22 protein-coding genes are annotated in these 21,879 nt (G+C 55.7%); 12 read left to right on the plus strand and 10 right to left on the minus strand.

The annotated features are described in order from the left end of the window. Window positions 1-254 precede the first annotated feature (254 nt). The gene (locus tag FFI90_RS08435; RefSeq protein WP_246123444.1) at window positions 255-1,286 is read left to right on the plus strand and encodes a hypothetical protein; all 1,032 of its coding nucleotides are present in this window, start codon (window positions 255-257) and stop codon (window positions 1,284-1,286) included. A 40-nt stretch (window positions 1,287-1,326) separates the two neighbouring features. Then, on the plus strand, window positions 1,327-3,390 hold the full coding sequence (locus FFI90_RS08440) for a TRAP transporter large permease subunit (RefSeq protein WP_144777564.1): 2,064 nt from the start codon (window positions 1,327-1,329) through the stop codon (window positions 3,388-3,390). Window positions 3,391-3,396: 6 nt separating this feature from the next. On the opposite strand, the gene FFI90_RS08445 is transcribed toward FFI90_RS08440, so the two are convergent. The 7 genes from FFI90_RS08445 to mutM all read right to left on the minus strand — a co-directional run bounded on the left by FFI90_RS08445 (window position 3,397) and on the right by mutM (window position 9,941). Next, window positions 3,397-4,494: a histone deacetylase family protein gene (locus tag FFI90_RS08445; RefSeq protein ID WP_144777566.1), complete on the minus strand. Its 1,098-nt coding sequence runs from the start codon at window positions 4,492-4,494 to the stop codon at window positions 3,397-3,399. 213 nt (window positions 4,495-4,707) lie between these two features. Further along, window positions 4,708-6,240 (minus strand): phosphoenolpyruvate carboxykinase, encoded by a 1,533-nt coding sequence (locus FFI90_RS08450; protein ID WP_144777568.1) that lies wholly within the window; start codon window positions 6,238-6,240, stop codon window positions 4,708-4,710. A gap of 174 nt (window positions 6,241-6,414) precedes the next feature. Beyond that, on the minus strand, window positions 6,415-7,269 hold the full coding sequence (hslO, locus tag FFI90_RS08455) for an Hsp33 family molecular chaperone HslO (protein ID WP_144777570.1): 855 nt from the start codon (window positions 7,267-7,269) through the stop codon (window positions 6,415-6,417). Between the two features lie 80 nt (window positions 7,270-7,349). Beyond that, on the minus strand, window positions 7,350-7,757 hold the full coding sequence (gene hslR, locus FFI90_RS08460) for a ribosome-associated heat shock protein Hsp15 (RefSeq protein WP_144777571.1): 408 nt from the start codon (window positions 7,755-7,757) through the stop codon (window positions 7,350-7,352). Between the two features lie 41 nt (window positions 7,758-7,798). Continuing rightward, a complete protein-coding gene (yrfG, locus tag FFI90_RS08465) occupies window positions 7,799-8,488 on the minus strand; it encodes a GMP/IMP nucleotidase (protein WP_144777573.1) in 690 nt (229 codons plus the stop codon). Between the two features lie 105 nt (window positions 8,489-8,593). Beyond that, entirely contained in the window at window positions 8,594-8,926 is a 333-nt protein-coding gene (locus tag FFI90_RS08470; RefSeq protein WP_144777575.1) for a hypothetical protein, read from the minus strand. Between the two features lie 202 nt (window positions 8,927-9,128). After that, complete coding sequence (gene mutM, locus FFI90_RS08475) at window positions 9,129-9,941, minus strand: bifunctional DNA-formamidopyrimidine glycosylase/DNA-(apurinic or apyrimidinic site) lyase (RefSeq protein ID WP_144777577.1); 813 nt, start codon at window positions 9,939-9,941, stop codon at window positions 9,129-9,131. Between the two features lie 161 nt (window positions 9,942-10,102). Between mutM and FFI90_RS08480 the strand changes: the two genes are divergently transcribed. Next, window positions 10,103-11,281 (plus strand): DesA family fatty acid desaturase, encoded by a 1,179-nt coding sequence (locus FFI90_RS08480; protein WP_144777579.1) that lies wholly within the window; start codon window positions 10,103-10,105, stop codon window positions 11,279-11,281. Here FFI90_RS08480 and rsmD read toward each other — a convergent pair. Then, window positions 11,257-11,916 carry a 16S rRNA (guanine(966)-N(2))-methyltransferase RsmD gene (gene rsmD, locus FFI90_RS08485; protein WP_144777581.1) on the minus strand — a complete coding sequence of 220 codons (660 nt, stop codon included), beginning with the start codon at window positions 11,914-11,916 and terminating at the stop codon, window positions 11,257-11,259. The genes FFI90_RS08480 and rsmD overlap by 25 nt on opposite strands. 160 nt (window positions 11,917-12,076) lie before the next feature. Here rsmD and ftsY point away from each other — a divergent pair, with 160 nt between their 5' ends. The 8 genes from ftsY to FFI90_RS08525 all read left to right on the plus strand — a co-directional run bounded on the left by ftsY (window position 12,077) and on the right by FFI90_RS08525 (window position 20,232). After that, window positions 12,077-13,270 (plus strand): signal recognition particle-docking protein FtsY, encoded by a 1,194-nt coding sequence (ftsY, locus tag FFI90_RS08490; RefSeq protein WP_144777583.1) that lies wholly within the window; start codon window positions 12,077-12,079, stop codon window positions 13,268-13,270. A 27-nt stretch (window positions 13,271-13,297) separates the two neighbouring features. Next, window positions 13,298-13,987, plus strand: a complete 690-nt coding sequence (gene ftsE, locus FFI90_RS08495) for a cell division ATP-binding protein FtsE (protein WP_144777585.1) — start codon at window positions 13,298-13,300, stop codon at window positions 13,985-13,987. Then, window positions 13,977-14,990 carry a permease-like cell division protein FtsX gene (gene ftsX, locus FFI90_RS08500; RefSeq protein ID WP_144777587.1) on the plus strand — a complete coding sequence of 338 codons (1,014 nt, stop codon included), beginning with the start codon at window positions 13,977-13,979 and terminating at the stop codon, window positions 14,988-14,990. Before ftsE ends, ftsX begins: the two co-directional genes overlap by 11 nt. A 197-nt stretch (window positions 14,991-15,187) precedes the next feature. Continuing rightward, window positions 15,188-16,048 (plus strand): RNA polymerase sigma factor RpoH, encoded by an 861-nt coding sequence (rpoH, locus tag FFI90_RS08505; protein WP_144777589.1) that lies wholly within the window; start codon window positions 15,188-15,190, stop codon window positions 16,046-16,048. 235 nt (window positions 16,049-16,283) lie between these two features. Beyond that, a complete protein-coding gene (locus FFI90_RS08510) occupies window positions 16,284-17,195 on the plus strand; it encodes an NAD(P)-dependent oxidoreductase (protein WP_144777591.1) in 912 nt (303 codons plus the stop codon). Between the two features lie 6 nt (window positions 17,196-17,201). Then, the gene (hyi, locus tag FFI90_RS08515) at window positions 17,202-17,975 is read left to right on the plus strand and encodes a hydroxypyruvate isomerase (protein ID WP_144777593.1); all 774 of its coding nucleotides are present in this window, start codon (window positions 17,202-17,204) and stop codon (window positions 17,973-17,975) included. A 108-nt stretch (window positions 17,976-18,083) separates the two neighbouring features. Further along, window positions 18,084-18,764, plus strand: coding sequence for a winged helix-turn-helix domain-containing protein (locus FFI90_RS08520; protein ID WP_113816488.1), 681 nt, complete (start codon window positions 18,084-18,086; stop codon window positions 18,762-18,764). Further along, window positions 18,751-20,232 (plus strand): HAMP domain-containing sensor histidine kinase, encoded by a 1,482-nt coding sequence (locus FFI90_RS08525; RefSeq protein WP_144777595.1) that lies wholly within the window; start codon window positions 18,751-18,753, stop codon window positions 20,230-20,232. Before FFI90_RS08520 ends, FFI90_RS08525 begins: the two co-directional genes overlap by 14 nt. A gap of 4 nt (window positions 20,233-20,236) precedes the next feature. Here the strand turns inward: FFI90_RS08525 and FFI90_RS08530 are convergent, their stop codons facing one another. Beyond that, entirely contained in the window at window positions 20,237-20,518 is a 282-nt protein-coding gene (locus tag FFI90_RS08530) for a hypothetical protein (protein WP_144777596.1), read from the minus strand. A 249-nt stretch (window positions 20,519-20,767) separates the two neighbouring features. Beyond that, window positions 20,768-21,241, minus strand: coding sequence for a transcription elongation factor GreB (greB, locus tag FFI90_RS08535; RefSeq protein WP_144777598.1), 474 nt, complete (start codon window positions 21,239-21,241; stop codon window positions 20,768-20,770). A 168-nt stretch (window positions 21,242-21,409) separates the two neighbouring features. On the opposite strand from greB, the gene FFI90_RS08540 reads away from it, so the two are divergent. Continuing rightward, window positions 21,410-21,868 carry a hypothetical protein gene (locus FFI90_RS08540; protein ID WP_342779359.1) on the plus strand — a complete coding sequence of 153 codons (459 nt, stop codon included), beginning with the start codon at window positions 21,410-21,412 and terminating at the stop codon, window positions 21,866-21,868. The last annotated feature ends 11 nt before the right edge of the window (window positions 21,869-21,879 follow it).

Consider the following 21,879-nt stretch of genomic DNA (forward strand, 5'->3'; position numbering starts at 1 on the left):
CGGTGCGGTTAAAACTGTGTACACAGGCGTCATTTGCGGTGCCTGTCTCAAAAACTACGGTCGCTCTAAGCCATAATGCCGCACTGGTTACAGTTTGTAACAATTTCCAGCACAACCAAGCGCGATGAGCGCGCGTTCAGAACAATAATGCAAAACGTTTAGAAGGTGCAGAAACCATGATGTATTCCGGAATGCGATTCGCAAAGTCTTCCGTCCGGGGTAGCGCCCGCCTCCAGTCTCTCGGGAAAGCAACTATGTGTTCGGCAGCCCGGTTCAGGGGCTTTGCTGTTGCTCTGGCTTTTGGAGCGGTTCTGTCAGGTTGTAGCGCAGTCAACAACATGATGTACAAAACCACGGGTGATGTAATGCAGGGGTTTTCCCGTGAGCACACCATACCTTACCTGATGGCCAGCGGTGATCTGGCCATGGGTTGCGCCATGAGTGAGGCCACCGCGCCGCTGCTCATGTCTTTTGGTCGTGTGACCAGCGAGCCGGATCAGCTGGCCGTAGTGCTTTACCTCTCTGCCGGAGGATGTGCCGAAGAGAAGGGTCGTGAGCATGAGCTGGCAGCGTTGGCAGCCATGTACGAACGAAAAGGTAATGCTGCTGAAGACGCCATGATCCGCCAAAAGAGGGCTTACGCCCTGGCGTCCAGGCGTTATCTGAAATCCTGGGAGTATCACAACACCTATTACGGAGAACCTGGCACAGGTGTATGCCCGGATTTTGACGACGATTTGGACGAGTTTATCTACCTTGCCGGCCTGCTTTCAGGTTTGCAGGCGCTTAACGCGGAGATCCAGTCTACTTCATCCGCAGGTGTTCCCAAGAACGTGGGTTCGGTGGTCGCGCGAGCCTCAAGTTGCCTTGAAAATGACAAGTGGTGGGGTGCGCCCATGGCACTGAAAGCGACGGTATGGGCCATGATGCCCGGCGCGCTGCCGGAAGGTGAGGATGCCTTTGAACGACTGTCTATGACCGACCGTCAGGGCGAAGAGGCAGGTGTGCGTCTGAGCCATGTTTTCCACGCAATTGCCGCCACCAACAAAGGTGATGAGGCAATGGTGAAGGCGGTGGTTCGTCAGCACGCAGACTCGCTTGAAGCGCGCCTTGCCAATGAAGACTGGGCTTTTGTGGACGCCATGGCTACCAATATGATCGTCGCAATATCCGATCGTTTGTGGGTAGAGAATACCGGCCATCGCACACCGCTAGGACAACTGGGCACCTTCTGGGACGACCAGCGCAAAGAAGTCGAGACCATGGACCTGGATGATCTGCTTTAATCCGCCAACGTTTCAGAGCATCTAAATAGAGTATCCGGTTATGTTCAAGGGTGGTTTTCGTCGTAGCGGTCTGGAGTGGTTTTCATCGCTGCCCGCGTGTCTGCTGTTGCTGTCTGTGGTTCTTTTCTCGACAAGCAGCGATATCCACAACCAGATGCTGCGGGGCGGCGAGCAGCTCTGGAGCGGCTATTACAAGCTTCGCATGGATCCTGTTGCTCCAACATGTAATCCCGAGCGGGATATTGAAGCAGCTGTTGCTCGGGAGCTCGCCCAGGCGCCCGCTGAAGACGACCCTATGGCGGCCTTGCTGGGAGCTCAGGAAAAAGATCCCGCTGATGTACGGCTGGCCATTGAGCGCTCGGTATCCGACTGCAAAACCGCACACCAAAGTTATGATGCCCTTCAGGGGCAACTTACGCCGGGTGTAAAAGTCTACCGTGTGGTGGAGCTGTTCGTGGCTGACCTGATCGCGTTTGGCCTTGAGTCCCAGCGTTACATTCTGGTGCTGTTGGTCATGCTGTGCGCAGGCACCGCAACCCTTACCCGTCACCATATCGCCATGCGACCCATGGAGACGCGTCTGGATTACACCGTCTCCCACACCTTGCAAACCGTTGCTAACGCGATGTTGCTGGGTTCGAGCCTGATCTTCCGGCAATCCAGTATGGGCGCTGAAACAACGATTTCCTCCGATGAGCTCCTGCTCCACAACTTCTGGATTACCGGGTTTGCCTGCCTGACCCTGGCCAGCATCTACCGGCTGCTGCGTGTACCGCCGGACCTGGTTCCCGGCGGAAATCCGAACAAGGCATTTTTGTCAGTGCCCCTGTACACCGTTATGTGTCTGATTTCGGGAAGTTATTTCGCTCTGATTGGGCATGCCTCGGGTATCGGAATCTATCTGGGCAAAATGATGGAGCTGGCGGACATGTTCCTGAACGTGGGTTTGTACGTTTGGGTTGGCATGATGCTTAAGCAGACGCGGCTGGCGACGCTGGTGTTCAATCTGTTCCGGCCTTGGCGCATGCCGCCGGAACTGCTGGCTGTGGTTGCCGTGCTGGTAGCTGCTATTCCGACTGCTTATACCGGTGCCTCGGGGATTTTCGTGATTGCTGCCGGTGCGGTTATCTACAGTGAGCTGCGGGCTGCTGGCGCCCGCAGGCAACTGGCACTTGCGGCCACTGCCATGTCCGGCTCGCTCGGTGTGGTGTTGCGACCGTGCCTTTTGGTTGTCGTTATCGCGTACCTCAACCGGGAAGTCACCACCGACGATCTCTTCGGGTGGGGTATCTGGGTGTTTGTGCTGACCGCTGCCATGTTTACTCTGGTCACGCTCACCGTAAACCGCCAGAGCAAGTTTAATATGGCGCCGGCATCCCAGGCTTTGCCGGCTATGCTTCAGGCATTCCGCCCGCTGATTCCTTACGTACTGGTGATGGCTGCTGTTGTATTGTTTTATCGCTATGCGCTGGATGTGCACATGGACGAGTTTTCGGCACCCAGGCTATTGCCAGTCATCATGTTGGCCATTCTGCTTTATGAGCACATTAGCCTGAAAAACCGAAAGGGCAGAGCCTCCGGCGAGCTGAACCACCAGGGCCTGGAACACAGCCTGCGCGGAGCCACCAACGACACCACGGCAGAAATTGGTGCATTGTTATTGCTACTGGGCCTGTCGGTGAGCATCGGTGGCGTAATTGAGCGGTCCCAGATCATGCAGAGCTTTCCGCAGGCCTTTGACAGCGCCTGGTCTGCGATGGTGCTGATGGTGGTTATTCTGGTTATTCTGGGGATGATCATGGACGCCTTCGGTGCCGTAATTCTGGTTACTGCAACGGTGGCAACAATTGCTTATTCCAGCGGTATTCATCCCATCCATTTTTGGATGGTAACGCTCGTGGCTTTCGAGCTCGGCTACCTGAGTCCGCCGGTTGCTCTGAACCACCTGCTGGCGCGCCAGGTGGTGGGGGAGGCCGAGGTGCTGGCCGCACAGCAGGAAACCGGTACCTTTTACCAGCGCCATGAGCGTATCATCATGCCACTGATTGCTATGGGAATTTCACTGATTCTGGTCGCGTTTGTGCCTTTGCTGTTTTACGCCTGAGAGGGTTCAGTCCGGCTCGAAAGCGCCTTTGTGAAAGTCGATGGCGATATCGACTTCCTCCATACCGGAGACTCTGGGTTCCGGCGGCTCAGCGCCGGCCAGTACGCGCAGGACTGAATGCACGCTTTTGGACAAGGATTCGGTGTTGTAGCCACCTTCAAGAATCATGGCCAAGCGGCCATTACAGTGTTTATCCGCAATCTGCTGCACAACGCCGGTCATTGAGGCAAAACCTTCATAGGTGACGTTGAGGGCGAGATCAAAAGAGTGTGCGTCGAAGCCTGCGGAGACCAAGATCAAGTCGGGTTTGAAATGGTCTGCAGCAGGCACCAGGATTTCCCTCAGCGCTTTCAGGTACGCTGCATCGCCCGCACCACCAGCCATGGGAACGTTGACGATGGTACCTTCACCCAGGCCCGCCCCGGTATCTGTGAGCGCGCCACTACCGGGGTAGAAGGGTGAGGCCCGGTGCAGATCGAAAAACAGGACATCCGGGTCGGCCCAGAAAATATCCTGAGTACCATTGCCGTGATGGGCATCCCAATCAATAATCAGGACTCGCTGGCATCCGAGCTCGGCCTGGGCGTGGGCCGCGGCCACAGCAACATTGTTAAAAAGGCAAAAGCCCCGCGCACGGGTGGGCTCGGCGTGATGCCCCGGCGGGCGTACAAGCGCAAACGCGCTGTGGCTTTCACCTTTCATGACCGTTTCAACAGCGGCAATGGCGGTGCCAGCGGCTACTTCCGCCGCTTCAACGCTGCCCGGTGAGACAGCCGTGGTGTCTACGTCCAACCAAGCGCTTTGATTGCGCAGTTCAAAAATCTGATCCAGAAAACCGGTGGTATGAACCCGTGCCAGCTGGTCCCGGGTTGCTTTCTGCCCGCCGACAACCTGTACGCCGGGAATCGGCTCCCTTGCCAGCAGGTCCATGATGGCGGTCAGGCGACCGGGGTGCTCGGGATATTTCCATTGCACCTTCAATCCCGACAGAATTGCACGAACTCGTTTATCCAGCCTGCCTGGCAGGAACTCTGAGTTGGTATCGGGAAAATGGGCAAGCACCCTCTCGTCGTACAGGACGGTCACAGTTTTATTGTCAGCCAAGTTCTACCTCCACCAAGCTTGCTCACTGAAATACGCCGCCGGGTGCAATGTGCGGGCGGTTTGTGAACAAGCATAGCCGCAAAACCAACAACGGGCGATCAATCAGATGACAAGGCTCGGTGGGCTGTGCTCCCGGTGGAATGAGGAAAGTGTTGATTCGGGTACAAAAAAAGCGCCGTGCTTTCGCAGGGCGCTTTTTTGTAGAAGGCAGGCTCAGAGTTTCGGGCCGGCCTCTACTATTGCGTCGGAGACATCAAATTTCTTGAAGTTCTCGACGAACTGACTGATCAGCTCTTTGGCTTTCTCATCGTAGTGGTCAGCGCTGGCCCATGTTTTACGCGGGTTCAGCAGCCCGGCGTCTACACCAGGAATGTGCTTGGGAACATCTACGTTCAGAGCTGCCAGGTGCTCGGTTTCCACATCGTCCAGATCGCCGTTCTGAATCGCGCTGATAATCGCGCGAGTCGTCGGGATACTGAAACGAGTACCTTCGCCGTGTGGACCACCGGTCCAGCCGGTGTTGACCAGGAAGACCTTGCTGCCGTACTCGTCGATACGCTTCATAAGCAGTTCAGCGTAAACGCCCGCTGGACGCGGGAAGAAGGGGGCGCCAAAGCAGGTAGAGAACGTGGACTTCAGTTTGGAAGATGAGCCCATCTCAGTGGAGCCAACCAACGCGGTGTAGCCGCTAAGGAAGTGGTAGGCCGCGCCTTCACGGCTCAGGATCGACACGGGCGGCAGTACGCCGGTCATATCGCATGTCAGGAAAACGATGTGGGATGGCTCGCCGGCACGGTTTTCAAGCACACGTTTTTCCACGTGCTCAAGCGGATAGGCGCAGCGGGAGTTTTCGGTCAGGGATACGTCGTTGTAATCCGGCTCGCGGGTCTGCGGATCAATGGTTACGTTTTCAACGATAGCGCCGAAACGTATAGCGTCCCAGATAATCGGTTCGTTCTTCTTGCTCAGGTCGATGCACTTGGCGTAACAGCCACCTTCGATGTTGAAGACAGTGCCTGGGCCCCAACCGTGCTCGTCATCACCAATCAGGAAGCGGTGCGGATCAGCGGAGAGTGTGGTTTTGCCTGTGCCGGAGAGGCCAAAGAACAGGCAGGTCTCGCCATCTTCGCCCACGTTAGCTGAGCAGTGCATCGGAAGTACGTCTTTTTCCGGCAGCAGGAAGTTCTGCACGGAGAACATGGCTTTTTTCATCTCACCTGCGTAATGCATGCCGGCCAGAAGTACTTTGCGACGGGCAAAGTTAATGATCACACATCCGTTGCTGTTGGTGCCGTCGCGCTCTGGCACACATTCAAAATTGGCAGCGTTCAGAATCTGCCATTCCTGTTTGTCAGCCTGATTGTAGTTTTCCGGGCGAATGAACAGGTTGCGGCCAAACAGGTTTTGCCAGGCGGTCTCGGTAGTCATTTTGACCGGCAGGTAGTGTTCGGGGTCGGAACCGACGTGAACCAGGGAAACAAAGCTGTCTTTTTCAGCAATGTAGGCTTCTACACGATCCCACAAGGCATCGAATTTATCGGCCTCAAACGGGCGGTTAATCGGCCCCCAGTGGATGTCGTCAGACGTGCTCGGCTCTTCCACAATGTAGCGATCCATAGGGGATCGGCCGGTACGATGACCGGTTTTCACGACCAGTGAGCCATTGGAAGCCAGCTCGCCTTCGCTACGTGCCAGTGCCTGCTCAACCAGCTGTGCTGTACTCAGATCATTATAAGTGTTGCTCACTTCGACCTCGCCCTCGGGATGTCTTGGTGATTGCTCAGGCCGCCCCCCGGAAATTGGCGGAAAACTGAACAATCGAATCAGTTCAGGCGCGCTATTATGCCAGAGGCGCCGGTAAAAAACGACTGCTCCAGAAGCCGCGTGATTGCTGGCGTCCGGGCGAATTCGAAACCATTTCTAGTGTAACGTATGGCCAGTGAAAAGATGATCAATATCATTCCTGTCGAAGCGATAGTGCGCGTGGCAGAACTGGCAGTCCATGTCGATGGCGCCCTGTTCCTCCAATATGCTGTAGCACTCTTCTTTGCCAATGGCCTCAAGCGCACTGAGCGTTCTCTCTTCGGAACAACTACAATGAAAAGCGACGGCTTCGGCATCAAAAAGCCGTACGGTTTCCTCATGGAACAGCCGATGCAGCAGGGTTTCGCTGTCCAGTTCCAAGAGCTCATCCGCTTTCACGGTTCGGGCAAGATGGTTGACCCGCTCCCAAAGCTCGTCGTCTTTTTCTGTGGCTCCGGGCAGGCGCTGAAGCATGAGTCCGGCGGCCCCGTGCTCACTGGAAAACAGGAACAGACTGGTCGGAATCTGCTCTGAGCGTTCAAAGTACTCCTCAATACACCCTGCGAGGCTGTCACGCTCACGGGGAACAACGCCCTGATAGCGGCTGCCTTGCTGTGGCGTAATGGTAATAGCCATGCGCCCGTCGCCCAACAAGTCGTGGAAGCTTTCTTCGCTGACTGCGTGCTCGTCAAATCGCGCCAGCCCTCGGATTTTCCGGTCATGGCTGCACTCCGCCATCAGCGTTCGCAATGGCCCCTCACCCTGGGCCTGAATGGACAGGGTGCCTTCAAACTTAAGGCTGCTGCTCATCACAATGCTGGCTACAAGCGCTTCGCCTAGCAGGCCGCGAATGGATTCGGGGTAGGGCGCCTGGCTGGTAATTTCCCGGTAGCTCTCGTCAAGCTTTACCCAGGCTCCGCGCACCTGGCTGTGCTCAAATATAAAACGCTGAAACTGGTCGCGGGATGCCATGGTGATTCTCCTGAAAACTGGGTGTCTGAATCGGTACGTGAAACGATGGGTGACAGAAACAAGTGGCAGAGCGGTTTGGCTCAGATGCCATTCTGATCACGGAATCGTTGAATGTTGCGGCGGTCTTTCTTGGAAGGTCGCCGGGCTGGTGGCAGTTGAGCGGCTTGCATGGTCTTCCGCTGCCACGAGAGATCCTCCCGTTTTTTCACGCTGTCTTCGGTTTCGTGGTAAAGCTTTTGAGCCTCGGGCGCACCGCGTCGGCGCTCGCTTACATCGTCTACGACTACGATCTTTTCCAGCATGCCGAGGCGTAAGGTGAGCGTAGCGCCGGGCTCTACCAGGCGACCGGGTTTGCAGCGCTGGCTATTATAATGAACCTTGCCGCCTTCAACCGCTTCTTTGGCCAGGGCACGTGTCTTGTAAAAGCGCGCAGCCCAGAGCCATTTGTCGAGCCTTACCCGTTGATCGTCCGAAGTGGATGCCGCCATGTCTCCTCACCTGATGGGCGTATGCCCGGATTATAGCGCTCTCAGCCTATAGATGGCAGGGGCCGTTGCTGGTGAATCTCCGCCAGAATTTCATCGAAGTGATGTACGCAAGGTATTTCCGGGTGAGTTTCCCGGGCGGTTTGCTTGCTATCAGGCGCCAGAATGCCCAGACACTGGGCGATACCGGCAGAGCGGGCGCTTTCCAGTACCGGGAAACTGTCATCCACCATCAAGGTGGCGTCGGCTCGGTAGGGTGCCAGTTGCTGTAGATCCTTCCAGAAGGTGATGTCTTCTTTGGGTCTGCCCAGTTGGTGGCTGGAGACAATGCCATCTACGAAGCTATCCAGGCCCGTGCGCTGGAGTTTAAGTTCCAGAGGATCGGGGTGGCAGTTGGTTACGATGACGGATTGCAGCCCGGTACTCTTGAGCGCCTGAAGGAAATTTGCAACATGAGGGCGATAGCCAATCCGGTCGCCGACCTCGGACTTAAGGCTTGTGATGTCCATGGCGAGGCGATCACTCCAGTAATCGGTGCAATACCAGTTGAGCGTGCCTTTTTCGGCCATGATCATGGTGATCAACTGGTCTCTGGCTTCCACCGGGTGCAGGTCGTATTGCTCGGCATAGCGCCGGGGCAGGTGTTCCAGCCAGAAGTGGTTATCGAAGTGCAGGTCGAGCAGTGTTCCATCCATATCAAGGAACACGGTTTCCAGGGAAGCCCAGTTAATCATAAACAAAAACAGCCTGAAGAATTTTCCTCAGGCTGCCGCAGATCCCGGCGTGAGACAAGCCGGGATGATACTGATGTCATGCAAAGACCAGCTTGCAGGCCGGGATCAGTTGCCAGTCTGCTCGACCGTCGCTGTTTTCCGGCCGGAGTTGGTGCAGCCCAGGCAGCGCACAAAGGTTGCTTTCGCAGGGCCTACGACCAGAACTTCTCCTGCCTCTTCAGCGTTGCCACCGAGCAGCGAGAACGGCAGAGACACCAGGTAGACAACGCTCCCCACAATGGTGGTGGCCAGCAGCACCGGGCGTACGAATACGGCGTCACCTGTCATAGCCAGTGCAGACGGGCTTTCGTCAACGGCGCGGGCGTGGCCTAAGGATGAAAAAGCCAGCAGGCAGGCTGCCACAGTGGCCATAAGGGTGCGTGAAATCTTGCGGGTCATTAGTCTGTCTCCTGAACTTTTGGGCCCCGTTGGTACTGGGCGGTATGTTCCAGTACCGGATTTGTATCGGGCATATCGGCCCTTATTGTAACAATTGGGCATTAATCCTCTGTTAACTATGAATCATATTTGCGCATTTTCAAACGAATTTTCGTTGCAAATTGTGCAGTCATGACCGGTTCAGACAGAGGGTTACTGCGGCCTAACGTTGACAGCGGGTGCAGTAAACTGTGGATCGGCCACTCATACGGATTTCTTTCAGTGGCGTTTTGCACTCGGAACACGGATTTCCGGCCTGCCCATACACCAGAAGGGACTGGGCAAAATAGCCTGGCTTGCCGTCGCTGTTGACGAAGTCTCTCAGGGTAGTGCCGCCCATCAGAATCGCAGCGCTCAGGGTTTCCCGGATAGCCTCTGCCAGGCGCTGGTAACGGTCCAGGCTTATGCGGCCGGCCTTGCGCCGCGGGTGAATGCCGGCTTTGAACAGCGCTTCGTTGGCATAGATGTTCCCTACGCCGACAACCACATGGCTGTCCATAATGAAGGCTTTTACCGGCGTGTTTTTGCTTCGGGACAAGTGGAACAGCATCCGCCCGCTGAACTCTGGTGACAATGGCTCCGGCCCGAGGTTGGCAATCAGCGGGTGTGCCGCTGCAGAATCAGACCATAACCAGCAGCCAAACCGCCGCGGATCGTTAAAGCGCAAAATAACACCGGAGTGCAGCACAAGATCGATGTGATCGTGTGTCAGCGCAGGCTTATTGTCGGTGATTATGCGAAGGCTACCGGACATGCCCAGATGAATGATGGCTGTTCCATGGTCCAGATTCAGAAACAGGTATTTTGCTCGCCGGTCCACCGTGCGGATAATCTGGCCTTCCATTTGTGCAGCAAGATCGCTGGGCACCGGCCAGCGCAGGCTGCCGTTGCGAACTTCAATCCGGGCGATGGTTTGTCCTTCGCAGTGGGGCGCAATGCCGCGCCGGGTTGTTTCAACTTCGGGTAATTCGGGCACGCAGCCGGTCTCCGGTCAGTTAAATAGAGGCTTTGTGTTCAACAAGTCTCAAGCGTAACAAATTTGCCTTGAAAGGCTGTTGTTCTGGCTAACACCTGTACGCTAAAGTACAACGAGTGGCGCTTTTTCGGTCGCCTTGGATTTTGATTTGAGGAATAACTATGTGGTTAAACGGTCTTCTTGACCTGTCGGTGATGCAGCTCATTCTGGTTGTACTGGGTATGACCCACATCACTATTATCAGTGTAACGCTTTATCTGCATCGTCATTCGGCTCACAACTCACTGGATCTGCATCCTGTACTGAAGCACTTCTTCCGCTTTTGGTTGTGGCTGACCACAGCGCAGAATACCAAAGAATGGACAGCGATCCACCGCAAGCATCACGCCAAGTGCGAAACCGCAGAGGATCCCCACAGCCCGGTGGTACTGGGAATAAAGAAAGTGCTGTTTGAAGGCGCCGAACTCTATGCTTCCGCAGCAACGCCGGAGAATCTTGAGCGTTACGGTCAGCGCACTCCGGAAGACTGGGTTGAGCGCAATCTGTACAGCCGCTACAGAATGCTGGGCATTATGATGATGGCAGTGATCAATCTGGCGCTCTTTGGTGTTCATGGTATCTGGATATGGGCTGTTCAGATGGCGTGGATTCCCTTCTGGGCTGCCGGCGTTGTGAACGGGGTTGGTCACTGGGTGGGCTACCGCAATTTTGAGTGCGCAGATAACGCCCGCAATATTTCTCCGCTGGGGCTTCTTATTGGCGGTGAAGAGCTCCACAACAACCACCATACCTATCCGAATTCATCCAAGCTCTCGCGTCGCTGGTACGAAGTGGACATCGGCTGGGGGTACATCCGCCTGTTTCAGTTGTTCGGTCTCGCCAAACCCAAAGGGTATCGCCCGATCGCCCACTATGTGCCTGGCAAGCAGGACATGGATGTGGAGACCGTGCAGGCCATTGCCAATAACCGCTTCGATATTATGCGCCAGTACCGCAAGCGGGTGACGGAGCCGGTTTTGCGTCAGCAAAAGAGTCTTATGGATGAGGAGATTCGCCCCCGGTATCGAAAACTCAAGCAGCTTTTGTCACGGGAAGTAACGCTGATAAAGCCCCGGGAAAAAGAGACGTTGGAGTCCGTTCTGGAGAGCAACGCTGTTTTGCGCCAGATTTACGAGAAGAGCAACGAGTTACAGGCTCTCTGGCGCCAGCGTGGGCTCAAGCCCCAGGATAAATTGCAGGCATTGATGGAGTGGTGCAAAGAAGCTGAGGCCAGTGGCATACGGTATCTGGAAGACTTTGCAGGCCATTTGCGAGCTTACTCGCTGCGCCCGGCTGCTTGAGCTACCCGGAATAAACAGTAAGTGACCTGGCCGGCGGTTTTCTGACGGTGCAGTTGCCAACTGGCGGGTGCCGTCGGTGCCGGGAGGTCACTTTCGTGCTCCACATAGACCCAGCCACCGGGTTTTATCCAGCCATGAACATCAATCAGTGGGAGCAGGGTGGTCAGCCAACCCTTCCTGAACGGTGGGTCCATGAAGACAATATCGAACGGTTGCTGCGCTGGTTGGCTGAGATAGGTGTCGACACTGGTGCATGACACGGTGCCCGACTCTGAGCCCAGCATCCGCAGATTATCCCGCAGTGCTGTTGCCAGCGGCGCACTGCTATCAACCAGAGTTGCCCGGGCAGCACCCCTGGAAAGTGCCTCCAGACCCAGCGCGCCGGAGCCGGCAAACAGGTCCAGACAGTTACTCCCCGCGATATGAAATGAAAGCCAGTTAAAAAGCGTTTCCCGTGTGCGGGCAGGCGTTGGGCGCACACCCCCAGCGTCAGGAAAGCGAAGTTTTCGACTACGCCAGTCACCACCGATAATGCGCAACTCCCCTGCAGAACCCTGATTTTGGCTTTGACCTTTGGTCGCTCCCTTGGAAGGCTTGTTTGACAGGCGAGGGCCTGTGGACTTTCTGCGCGTCATGTCGTTGGCTCTGGATGTGGGTCGCGGTCACTTGTGTGGGGTATATGTTAGCGGAAACCCGGCCCCCCGTGATAATCCACGCGATCCTCACTTCCCTGGGACAGTCTGCTAGAATGTGCGCTTTATTCGTCCCGCCCATTCAGACTGATGGTATGACTTTATGATGGCAGAGTGGATTTCCGTCGGCCTTCTGGCCCTTCTTGTGCTCGTGTTCGTGCTGGATATTGCCAGCAACCGCCGCCGCGTGCCGCGCCCCAAACCTGTTCCTCAGCGCAAGCCGGAAGCTGTAAAAGGCCCTGCGCCTGAGGCACCGGTTGAGAAGAAAGCCACAGAAGCGGTTCCCGAGTCCGTACCTGAGGCAGCCGCGGAAGTACCGGCAGTCGCTGAGCTGGATGCTGTGCCAGAGCCTGAAAAGGTTCCGGAATCTGCGCCTTCGGTCAGTGTGTTTGAGCGTATCAAACAAGGCTTGGGTAAAACCCGTGCAAGCCTGACCGGCGGTTTGACGGACATGTTCTCCGCCGGTAAAAAAATTGACGAAGAGCTGCTGGAAGAAATTGAAACCACGTTGTTGATGGCAGATGTGGGCGTAACCGCAACCTCGGAAATCATTGAGTCTCTTACAGACAAGCTCCAGCGCAATCAGCTCAAGGATGGCGAGGCGTTGCGCAAAGCCTTGCGTGACGAACTGCATGGCCTGCTCAGGGACGTCACCAAACCGCTAACGATTGATTCAACGAAAATGCCCTATGTAATCCTCATGGTCGGCGTAAATGGTGTTGGCAAGACCACCACCATCGGTAAACTCACCAAGAAGTTTCAGGGCGAAGGCAAGTCCGTCATGTTGGCGGCCGGTGACACGTTCCGTGCGGCTGCCGTCGAACAGTTGCAGGTATGGGGGGAGCGCAACAACGTTCCAGTGGTTGCTCAGCACACAGGTGCAGACAGCGCATCGGTGATCTTTGATGCGATCCAGTCGGGTAAGTCCCGTGGCGTGGACGTGGTGATTGCCGATACGGCAGGCCGACTGCAAAACAAGGATAACCTGATGGGTGAGCTGGAAAAGGTCGTCCGGGTTATGAAAAAGTTGGACGACTCTGCGCCCCATGAAGTGATGTTGGTGCTGGACGCCGGCACCGGGCAAAACGCCCTGAGCCAGGCTCAGGTATTCCAGAAAGCTGTTGGCGTGAGCGGTATTACCTTAACGAAACTGGACGGCACTGCGAAAGGCGGTATCGTGTTCGCCATCGCCCGCCAGTTGCAGCTTCCCATTCGTTTTATCGGTGTTGGCGAGCAGGTGGACGACCTGCGCAGCTTCGATGCGGAAACGTTTGTAGACGCCCTGTTTGCTGAATAATCCGGTTTTTTGGAGCAGTAGCCCGCCATGATCGAATTTCGTCAGGTTACCAAGCGGTATGACAGTGACCATACCGCACTGCGCCAGGTGAATTTTCACCTGGATCGCGGAGAACTGGCGTTTCTGACAGGGCACTCTGGGGCCGGCAAAAGTACCTTGCTGAAGCTCCTTATGGTTATGGAGCGACCCAGTGCTGGCGAAGTTGTCGTGGGTGGCCAGGTGCTCAATCGTCTGCCGAGGCGACAAATCCCTTATATTCGCAGGCATATTGGTGTGGTGTTCCAGAATCACCAGCTGCTTTTCGATCGCACCGTGTTTGATAACGTTGCCATGCCGCTGGAAGTGATGGGCGCCTCTCCACGTGACATGGGCCGGCGGGTGCGAGCGGCGTTGGACAAAGTCGGCTTGCTCAGCAAGGAAAAAATGAATCCTTTGCAGCTTTCCGGTGGTGAGCAGCAGCGCGTGGGTATCGCCCGTGCGGTGGTAAACAAACCGCCCCTGCTGCTGGCGGATGAGCCTACGGGTAACCTCGACCCGAAACTGTCTGCCGATATCATGAATCTGTTTGCCCAGTTCAGCCAAGTAGGTGTGACCGTGCTGATTGCCAGTCACGACCTCGCGCTGATCAACGAAATGGGCAGGCGCACGCTGACTCTGGATCATGGCAATCTGATTGCCGGCGGTTCGCCGTTACAGGGAGGTTCAAGTGGCCGCTGACCCTTCATCCAGATCCCGCAAGCCTGATCCTGCTCGGGGTGCTAAAGTATCCCGCTCGCCGTGGCGAGAACAGGCAGAATCTTATTTCATGCACCACCGGAAAGTAGCCCGCGACAGCGCAGGCCGACTGTGGCGAACGCCGGTGGCAAGCCTGATGACCTGGGCTGTTATGGGCGTTGCACTGGCTTTGCCGGTCGCGCTCCTGCTGTTATTAACCAGTCTTCAAGGCGTGAGCGCCGGGTGGGAAAGCAGTGCCCGTGTGACCGCTTATATGGATCTGGATGCCAGTCTTGAGACGACCCGAAAGCTGGCCAGCGAAATCGAGTCAGACGGCCGCGTGGCAGAGCTGGAGCTGGTAGACCGGGACCGGGCGCTGGCAGAGTTCCGGGCATCGTCGGGGCTTGATGACGCGCTGGATTATCTGGAAGAAAATCCTTTGCCCCACACGCTGTTGATCACGCCTGAGGAGAATGCCCGGTCTGCAGATGGTGTCGCAGCGCTGGTCACCTTTATTGAAGGTATGGATTCGGTCGAGCGGGTTCAAGTGGATCTTGGCTGGCTGCAGCGCCTCAATGCCATGACAGAGTTGCTTGCACGAGCCGTATGGGCACTTGCCATCTTGCTGGCTGTGGCCGTGGTGCTGGTAATCGGCAATACCGTAAGGTTGTCTATCGAGAGTCGTCGGGATGAGATTCTGGTGGCCAAGCTGGTTGGTGGCACCGATGGCTTTGTGCGTCGGCCGTTTTTGTACACCGGCGCCTGGTTTGGGCTGGGCGGTGGCGTTGTTGCCTGGATATTGCTGCAACTTTCGCTGTGGTGGCTGAGTGGGCCTGTTGAGCGTCTTGCCGGGCTGTATCGCAGTGATTTTTCACTCAGCGGCCTGAGTATTGACGGTGCGCTCGCATTGATTATTGCGGCGATGCTGCTAGGCTGGCTCGGCGCCTGGGTTGCGGTAAAGCGCCATCTGAGTGATATTGAGCCGGGCGAAATTGCCGGTGGCTAGTGGTCCGGATTGCGGTAAAACCGTATTGTCACCGGGGTGCATTGCGAGTTAGCTTTATTGGCAGAAAAAGTCAGGGAGAATTATCCATTTTGTTGATTTAAAACGTAATATTGGATAATTCTGGAACTTTTAAGGTTCGTGGCGGTCTAAGTTTTATTCGTATATATTATGCGGTCGTCAGGTTCGGAGGATAAAGCATGGGTACGAGCTTACAGCTCATTGAAAGACTGGTTCCGGGCGCCAATCTCGAGGCTTACATCCAGGCCGCGAGCCGCATCCCGGTACTTACCGTGGATGAAGAGCGGGAACTGGCTGAGCGTCTTCACTACGATGAAGACGTAGACGCGGCCCGTCAGATGGTACTGTCGCACCTGCGTTTTGTTATTCACATTGCTCGCAGCTATTCAGGCTACGGCTTGGCGCAGGCAGACCTGATCCAGGAAGGCAACGTGGGCCTGATGAAGGCCGTTAAACGTTTCAATCCCGAATACGGTGTCCGACTGGTTTCCTTTGCCGTGCACTGGATCAAGGCGGAAATTCACGAGTTTATTCTGCGCAACTGGCGCATCGTGAAAGTGGCCACCACCAAGTCCCAGCGCAAACTGTTTTTCAATCTGCGCAGCCAGAAGAAAAAGCTGGCCTGGTTGAGCCACGATGAGCTGCACGCAGTAGCTGAAGATCTGGGTGTTGAACCAAGAGTCGTGCGTGAAATGGAAGGTCGGTTGTCTTCCCATGACACCGCATTTGATGGTCCCATGGATGATGACGAAGACAGCGCTTATAAAGCACCGGCGTATTATCTCGAAGATCGTCGCAGCGATCCGGCTGTCCAGCTTGAAAATTCGGACTGGACGGAGGATTCCAACGGGCGCCTGATGGAAGCGTTGGAAATGCTTGATGAGCGCAGTCAGGATATCCTGCGTGAGCGCTGGTTATCTGAAAGCAAGGCAACGCTTCATCAGTTGGCCGACAAGTACGGCATCTCTGCTGAGCGCATTCGCCAGCTTGAGAAGAATGCGATGAAGAAGATCCGGTTGCAGATGGTTGAAGCTGCCTGATCTGGTCGTTCACGCGTAAGTGTTCTGAAAACGCCACCACCGTTCAGGTTGGTGGCGTTTTTGTTTGTCTCGTCTGTGGCTTATAGTTTGGTGCACGAAACGATTGGGCAGGCCTTTCCAAAACACGCTGTGAATACGTCCGTGTACGCTCGGCTCCGCCATCCCTGGCTCCGCACGGTTTTGGAAAGGCCTGCCCAATCGTTTCTTCCCGATACTTGAAGTCGAGACCGCTAACATGACAAGAAAACTCCCTCAGATCGCATTTCTCGGCATTGGCCTGATGGGCACCCCCATGACCCGTAACCTGCTCGATGCAGGCTTTCCGATGACCTTGTGGAACCGCACGACCAGCAAGTGCGAGCCGTTTGCCAGTGAAGCAACAGTTGCCGACGCCCCTGCAGATGCCGTGCGAAGCGCAGATGTTGTGATTACCATGCTGGAAAACAGCGATGTGGTGGAACAAGTGCTGGTTGCAAGCGGAGCTATGGAAGCCCTGAAGCCGGGAGCTCTGGTGATTGATATGAGCTCCGTTCAGCCGTCGGTCGCCCGCTGTCACGCTGCTCTTGCGGCCGAAAAAGGCGTAGGTTATGTGGATGCGCCGGTTTCCGGTGGCACCCTGGGTGCCCAGGAAGCACGCTTGAGCATCATGGCTGGTGGTTCGGAGGACGATGTGTCCCGGGCTCGGCCGGTGTTTGAGGTGTTGGGCAAATGCACGAGGATCGGCCCTGTGGGGGCCGGGCAGCTTGCCAAGCTGGCGAACCAGGCGATTGTGGGAATTACCATTGGGGCGGTGTCTGAAGCCCTGTTGCTGGCCGCCAAGGGCGGCGCTGATCCGGCAGCGGTGCGCGAGGCGCTGATGGGTGGCTTTGCCGGCAGCCGGATTCTGGAGTTGCACGGTCAGCGCATGATTGACCGGGATTTTGCACCCGGGGCGCCTGCCCGAATCCAGTTGAAGGATCTGCGTATGATTCTGGATGAGGCTCGGGCAGAGGGGCTAACGTTGCCACTGTCGCAACAGGTGCATAATGAATATCTGTCTTTGGTCGCTAATGGCCACAGTGATGCTGATCACAGCGGTTTGTTGCTGGAGTTGGAGCATATTAACGGAACCCGCCTCGGTGCCACTGGCCCGGGCCCCAAGGAGTAATTGGCCATGCCGCGTTTCGCTGCCAATCTGTCGATGCTGTTTACCGAAGTGCCGTTTACCGAGCGTTTTGGCAAAGCTGCTGAAGCAGGGTTTACCGGGGTGGAGTATCTTTTTCCCTACGATTGGCCCAAGGAAGTGCTCAGTAGTGCGCTGAAAGACAATGGCCTTATTCAGGTTCTGTTCAATCTGCCCCCGGGTGACTGGGATGCCGGTGAGCGTGGTATTGCCTGCCTGCCGGACCGGGTTGATGAGTTCCGCGCCGGAGTGGACCAGGCCATCGAGTACGCCCGGGAGCTGGGTTGCACGCAGCTGAATTGCCTGGCCGGGCTGAAGCCGACGGAGCTGGATGAAGACACGGCCTGGAAGACGCTGGTGGCCAATATTGGGTGGGCGGCTGAAAAGCTGGCGGATGAGGGGATTACCTTGTGCCTGGAAGCCATCAATTCGCGAGTCGATATGCCCAGATTCTTCCTCGACACATCCGGTAAGGTCATTGCGCTGATCGAGGAAATTGATGCCGATAATCTTCGCTTGCAGTACGACATCTATCACATGCAGATCATGCATGGTGATCTCGTACGTTCCATGGAGTGTCTGTTGCCGTGGATTGGTCACATTCAGTTTGCGGATAACCCGGGGCGGCATGAGCCGGGAACAGGGGAGATTAACTTTTCGAATATTTTCTCAGCGATAGATAAAATGGATTATGACGGCTGGGTAAGCGCGGAATACCGGCCCTCGGGTACCACTGCAGAAAGCCTTCATTGGCTGCCTGCATAAAACTGACCGTCGCCATTGGCGACACCCTCTTACAAGATCGTAACTGGCCGGTGTCCCGAGTTATTCGTACTCTGTTGTTAATGTAATCCGCTATCAGGAGGGGATCCGGTGAAAGCGCTGGTAATCGAAGACGATCAGGACGTAGCAAATTATCTTGTTAAAGGGCTGAAGGAATCAGACTTCGTGGTAGATCACGCTGCCGACGGCAAAGACGGCATGATGATGGCCGCCAGTGAAGAATACGACATCATGATTGTTGACCGCATGCTTCCAGGCATGGATGGTCTCTCGATCATCAAGACGGTTCGTGCCACGGGAAACCAGGTACCGGTGCTGATCCTGAGCGCCCTGGGTGATGTCGACGATCGCGTTGAAGGCCTGCGGGGCGGCGGCGACGATTATCTGACCAAGCCCTTCTCTTTCACCGAGCTTCTTGCGAGGATTGAGTCGCTGGTACGTCGGAACCGCCAGTCTGCGGAAACCGAAACCGTGCTGCGGGTGGCCGATCTGGAAATGGATCTGCTTGCCCGGACGGTAAAGCGCTCGGGTCAGAATATTGATGTTCAGCCCCGGGAGTTCCGGTTGCTGGAATATCTGATGCGCAATGCCGGCCAAGTGGTCACCCGGACCATGCTGCTGGAGAAGGTCTGGGACTATCATTTTGATCCCCAGACCAACGTGATCGACGTGCACATCAGCCGTCTCCGGGCAAAGATCGATAAGGAATTCGAGACGCCCCTACTGCAAACCATTCGTGGTGCAGGGTACATGCTACGTGAAACTGCTTAGCCAGCTCAGGACGTCGTCCTTCCAGCTTGCCCTGCTGTACATGGTGGTGTTTGCCACCTCGGTGTTTCTGTTGCTGGCCTTTATCTACTGGCGTACAGCGGGCTTTATGACCGCTCAGACCGACGAGACCATTGAAGCGGAAATTGCCGGGTTGGCGGAACAATACCGGGGGCGGGGTGTTAACGGCCTGATCACGATCATCCGTGAGCGGGTCGCCCGCGATCCCAATGCAAAAACCATCTACCTGCTGACTACCGAAGATTTCCTCAAGCTCGCTGGCAACATAGAGACTTGGCCGGAAGGTTCCCGTTCGGAAAGCGGCTGGATCAATTTTACACTTAGCTCGGCTGTTGGGTGGACAGGATCGGAACGTTTGGCGCGTGCCCGTATTTTTGAGGTTCAGGGCGGCCTGAGATTATTGGTTGGCCGGGATGTTGACGAGCTGACCAACCTTAAAAGGGTTATTGAAACCGCTATTAATTGGGGCATGGGAATCACCCTTGCACTGGCGCTGCTTGGCGGCTTTCTGATGAGCCGGAGCACAACGCGCCGGATCGAAATCATCAACAATACCTCCCGGCGAATCATGAACGGACACCTCTCCTTGCGCATTCCGACTCGTGGGACAGAGGATGATTTTGACCAGCTCGCGGAAAACCTGAACCAGATGCTGGACCGGATTGTTTACCTGATGGAAGGTATCCGGCACGTGTCTGACAGTATCGCCCATGACCTTCGAACACCTCTCACGCGGTTGCGCAACCAGCTTGAAAACACCCTGATGTCCGTCGATAACGATGAGGCTCGAGAGCAGGCCGGGCGTGCTGTTGCAGAGGCGGATCAGCTGCTGGCGACGTTTAATGCTCTGTTGCGTATCGCGCGCCTGGAAACCAAAGGCAATTCTTCCGATATGAAGCAGGTCGCCCTCGATGAGCTGGTATCCGATGCCTGTGAGCTCTATGAGGCATTGTCTGAAGACAAAGATCAGATGTTTGAGCAGTCGCTGGAAGCGGGAGTCATCATTGAAGGTGACCGGGATTTGCTCTTCCAGATGATCAGCAACCTGATTGATAACGCTATCAAATACACGCCCGAGCACGGCACGATTGGTGTGGCGGTGCGGAAAGAGGGTGAGGAGGCCGTTTTTGAAGTCAGGGACAGCGGTATTGGCATACCTGACGATGAAAAAGATCAGGTGTTCCAGCGTTTCTACCGCGTTGGCAAGAGCCGCTCATTGCCGGGTAACGGCTTGGGCCTCAGCCTGGTGAGTGCCGTTGCCGAGATTCACCAGAGCCGTATTGTGCTTAGTGATACTTATCCCGAAGAGGTGCCACCCGGCCTGACGGTAGCCGTGCGCATGCCCGCATTTACCGGCATACGCAAGCGCATCAGAGCGACTCAGGCTGAGCAGGCTGCAGGTTCTGCCGATAGCGACATTTCTGCCTCAGCCCAAACCGGTCGAGCCTGAAGCTTTAGTGACTCGGGCGGAACCGGTTGACTTGTGACATCACCGGAGCGATCAATGCATCTGTGCGGGTTTCAAGCTGCTGAGTCATGCGCTCAAACTGTGAACGGCGAAGGTTGAGACGAACCTGAATGCTGTCCCACTCCCCTTCGAGATGCTTCTGCTCTGACATCAGGAAAGCCGCAATATTGTGGCGGTTAACCTTTCCGGTAATACCCATCTGATCGAGGCGAAAGCCCAAGGCATCGACGCCTTCAAGTGCCATATTCAAGAGCTTCTGTGTGTTCATGCTGCTATCTCCGTAGCTGGAAGCGTATATAAGATTCGATTCATGAAAACTATCGGCGTTCCCTAGAGTGTACAACCTAATTTCCAGCCAGGGCCGCCCGACTTACCCTGACCAAAAGGTAATTCATCGGTAAGGGCGCGGTAATACCGGGTGTGGAGAATGGATATTGTAGATAGAGGCAAGCACCAATAGCCGCTTGTTTCTTCCTCCAGCACAGCGCTAGCCTTACCCCGTTCTTACGGGGTTTTTTTATGCCTGGTATTCAATAGCATTGATATACCAAGTGGTTGTCCCCGCTTCGGTTCTCACCTCGGCTTCGTCGCCCACTTCCTTTTTCAGCAGGGCGCGGGCCATCGGAGAATCGATGGAAATATAATCGGTTCGGTTGAAAATCTCGTCGTAGCCAACGATTCTGAACTTCAGGATTTTGCCGTCATCGTTTTCGATTTCTACCCAGGCACCGAAAAAAATCTTCCCCTCTTGCTCCGGGCGTTGATCAACCACCTTCAGGTTTTCCAGACAACGCCTCAGATACCGAACCCGTCGGTCGATTTCCCGGAGCCGCTTTTTGTTGTACTGGTAGTCTGCGTTCTCACTGCGGTCACCCAGGCTGGCAGCCCAGGTGACCTTCTTCGTGATCTCCGGGCGCTCGAATCGCCAGAGTTCATCGAGTTCTTTCTGCAGGTCGTCGTAGCCCTGTCGGGTGATAAGCGGTGTTTTCAAGGCTGCTCCTGTGTTGCATGGTATGCGAATTCCAGTGTTCGATGGCTCGCACTGGTGAAAGTTGTCACAAAACGGTCAATCAGCTGAGAAATACGACTGGCTTGGGGATAAACTGATCAAAAATTGACAGCTTTCGGAGAAGGCGTGTCGCAGATCAGGATTGAGTCCATGAATATCTTGCATCGTATTGCCAGATCATCTGAATTGATACGCCTCCGGATTACCCCGGCGGCTTTCCTGATCATGGTAGCAGGATCGGCAAGCGCGCAGACCAGCCCTGGCGACAGTCTGGTATTTGAGGTGGAGCAACGTTCAACGCTGGAAACCATCCGCTTCCGCTCCATTGCCGAAGACGTCTTGTCTGATACGGTAATTGAAGGTGGCTTGGCGGCTCCAGCTGAGGGTGTTCCAGTGCAGCCGGCGGGCAACGATGACTTCTATCTGGACCCCCTGGCGCTGCAGCCGGGCGACGGCCGGACAGATCTCGGGCGTTCGGAAATACCGGTAGAGTTTCGCTTCAGCACACCCAAGTCCATTCCCGGACAGACGCACAGTAACAATTATGTGATCCGCCCGCCGGAAAACCGCACTTACGACGCACTCAATGTGAATATGACCGACCGCTGACAGTGGCTCTG

Source organism: Marinobacter maritimus, from assembly GCF_007671675.1.
GTDB lineage: Bacteria > Pseudomonadota > Gammaproteobacteria > Pseudomonadales > Oleiphilaceae > Marinobacter > Marinobacter maritimus.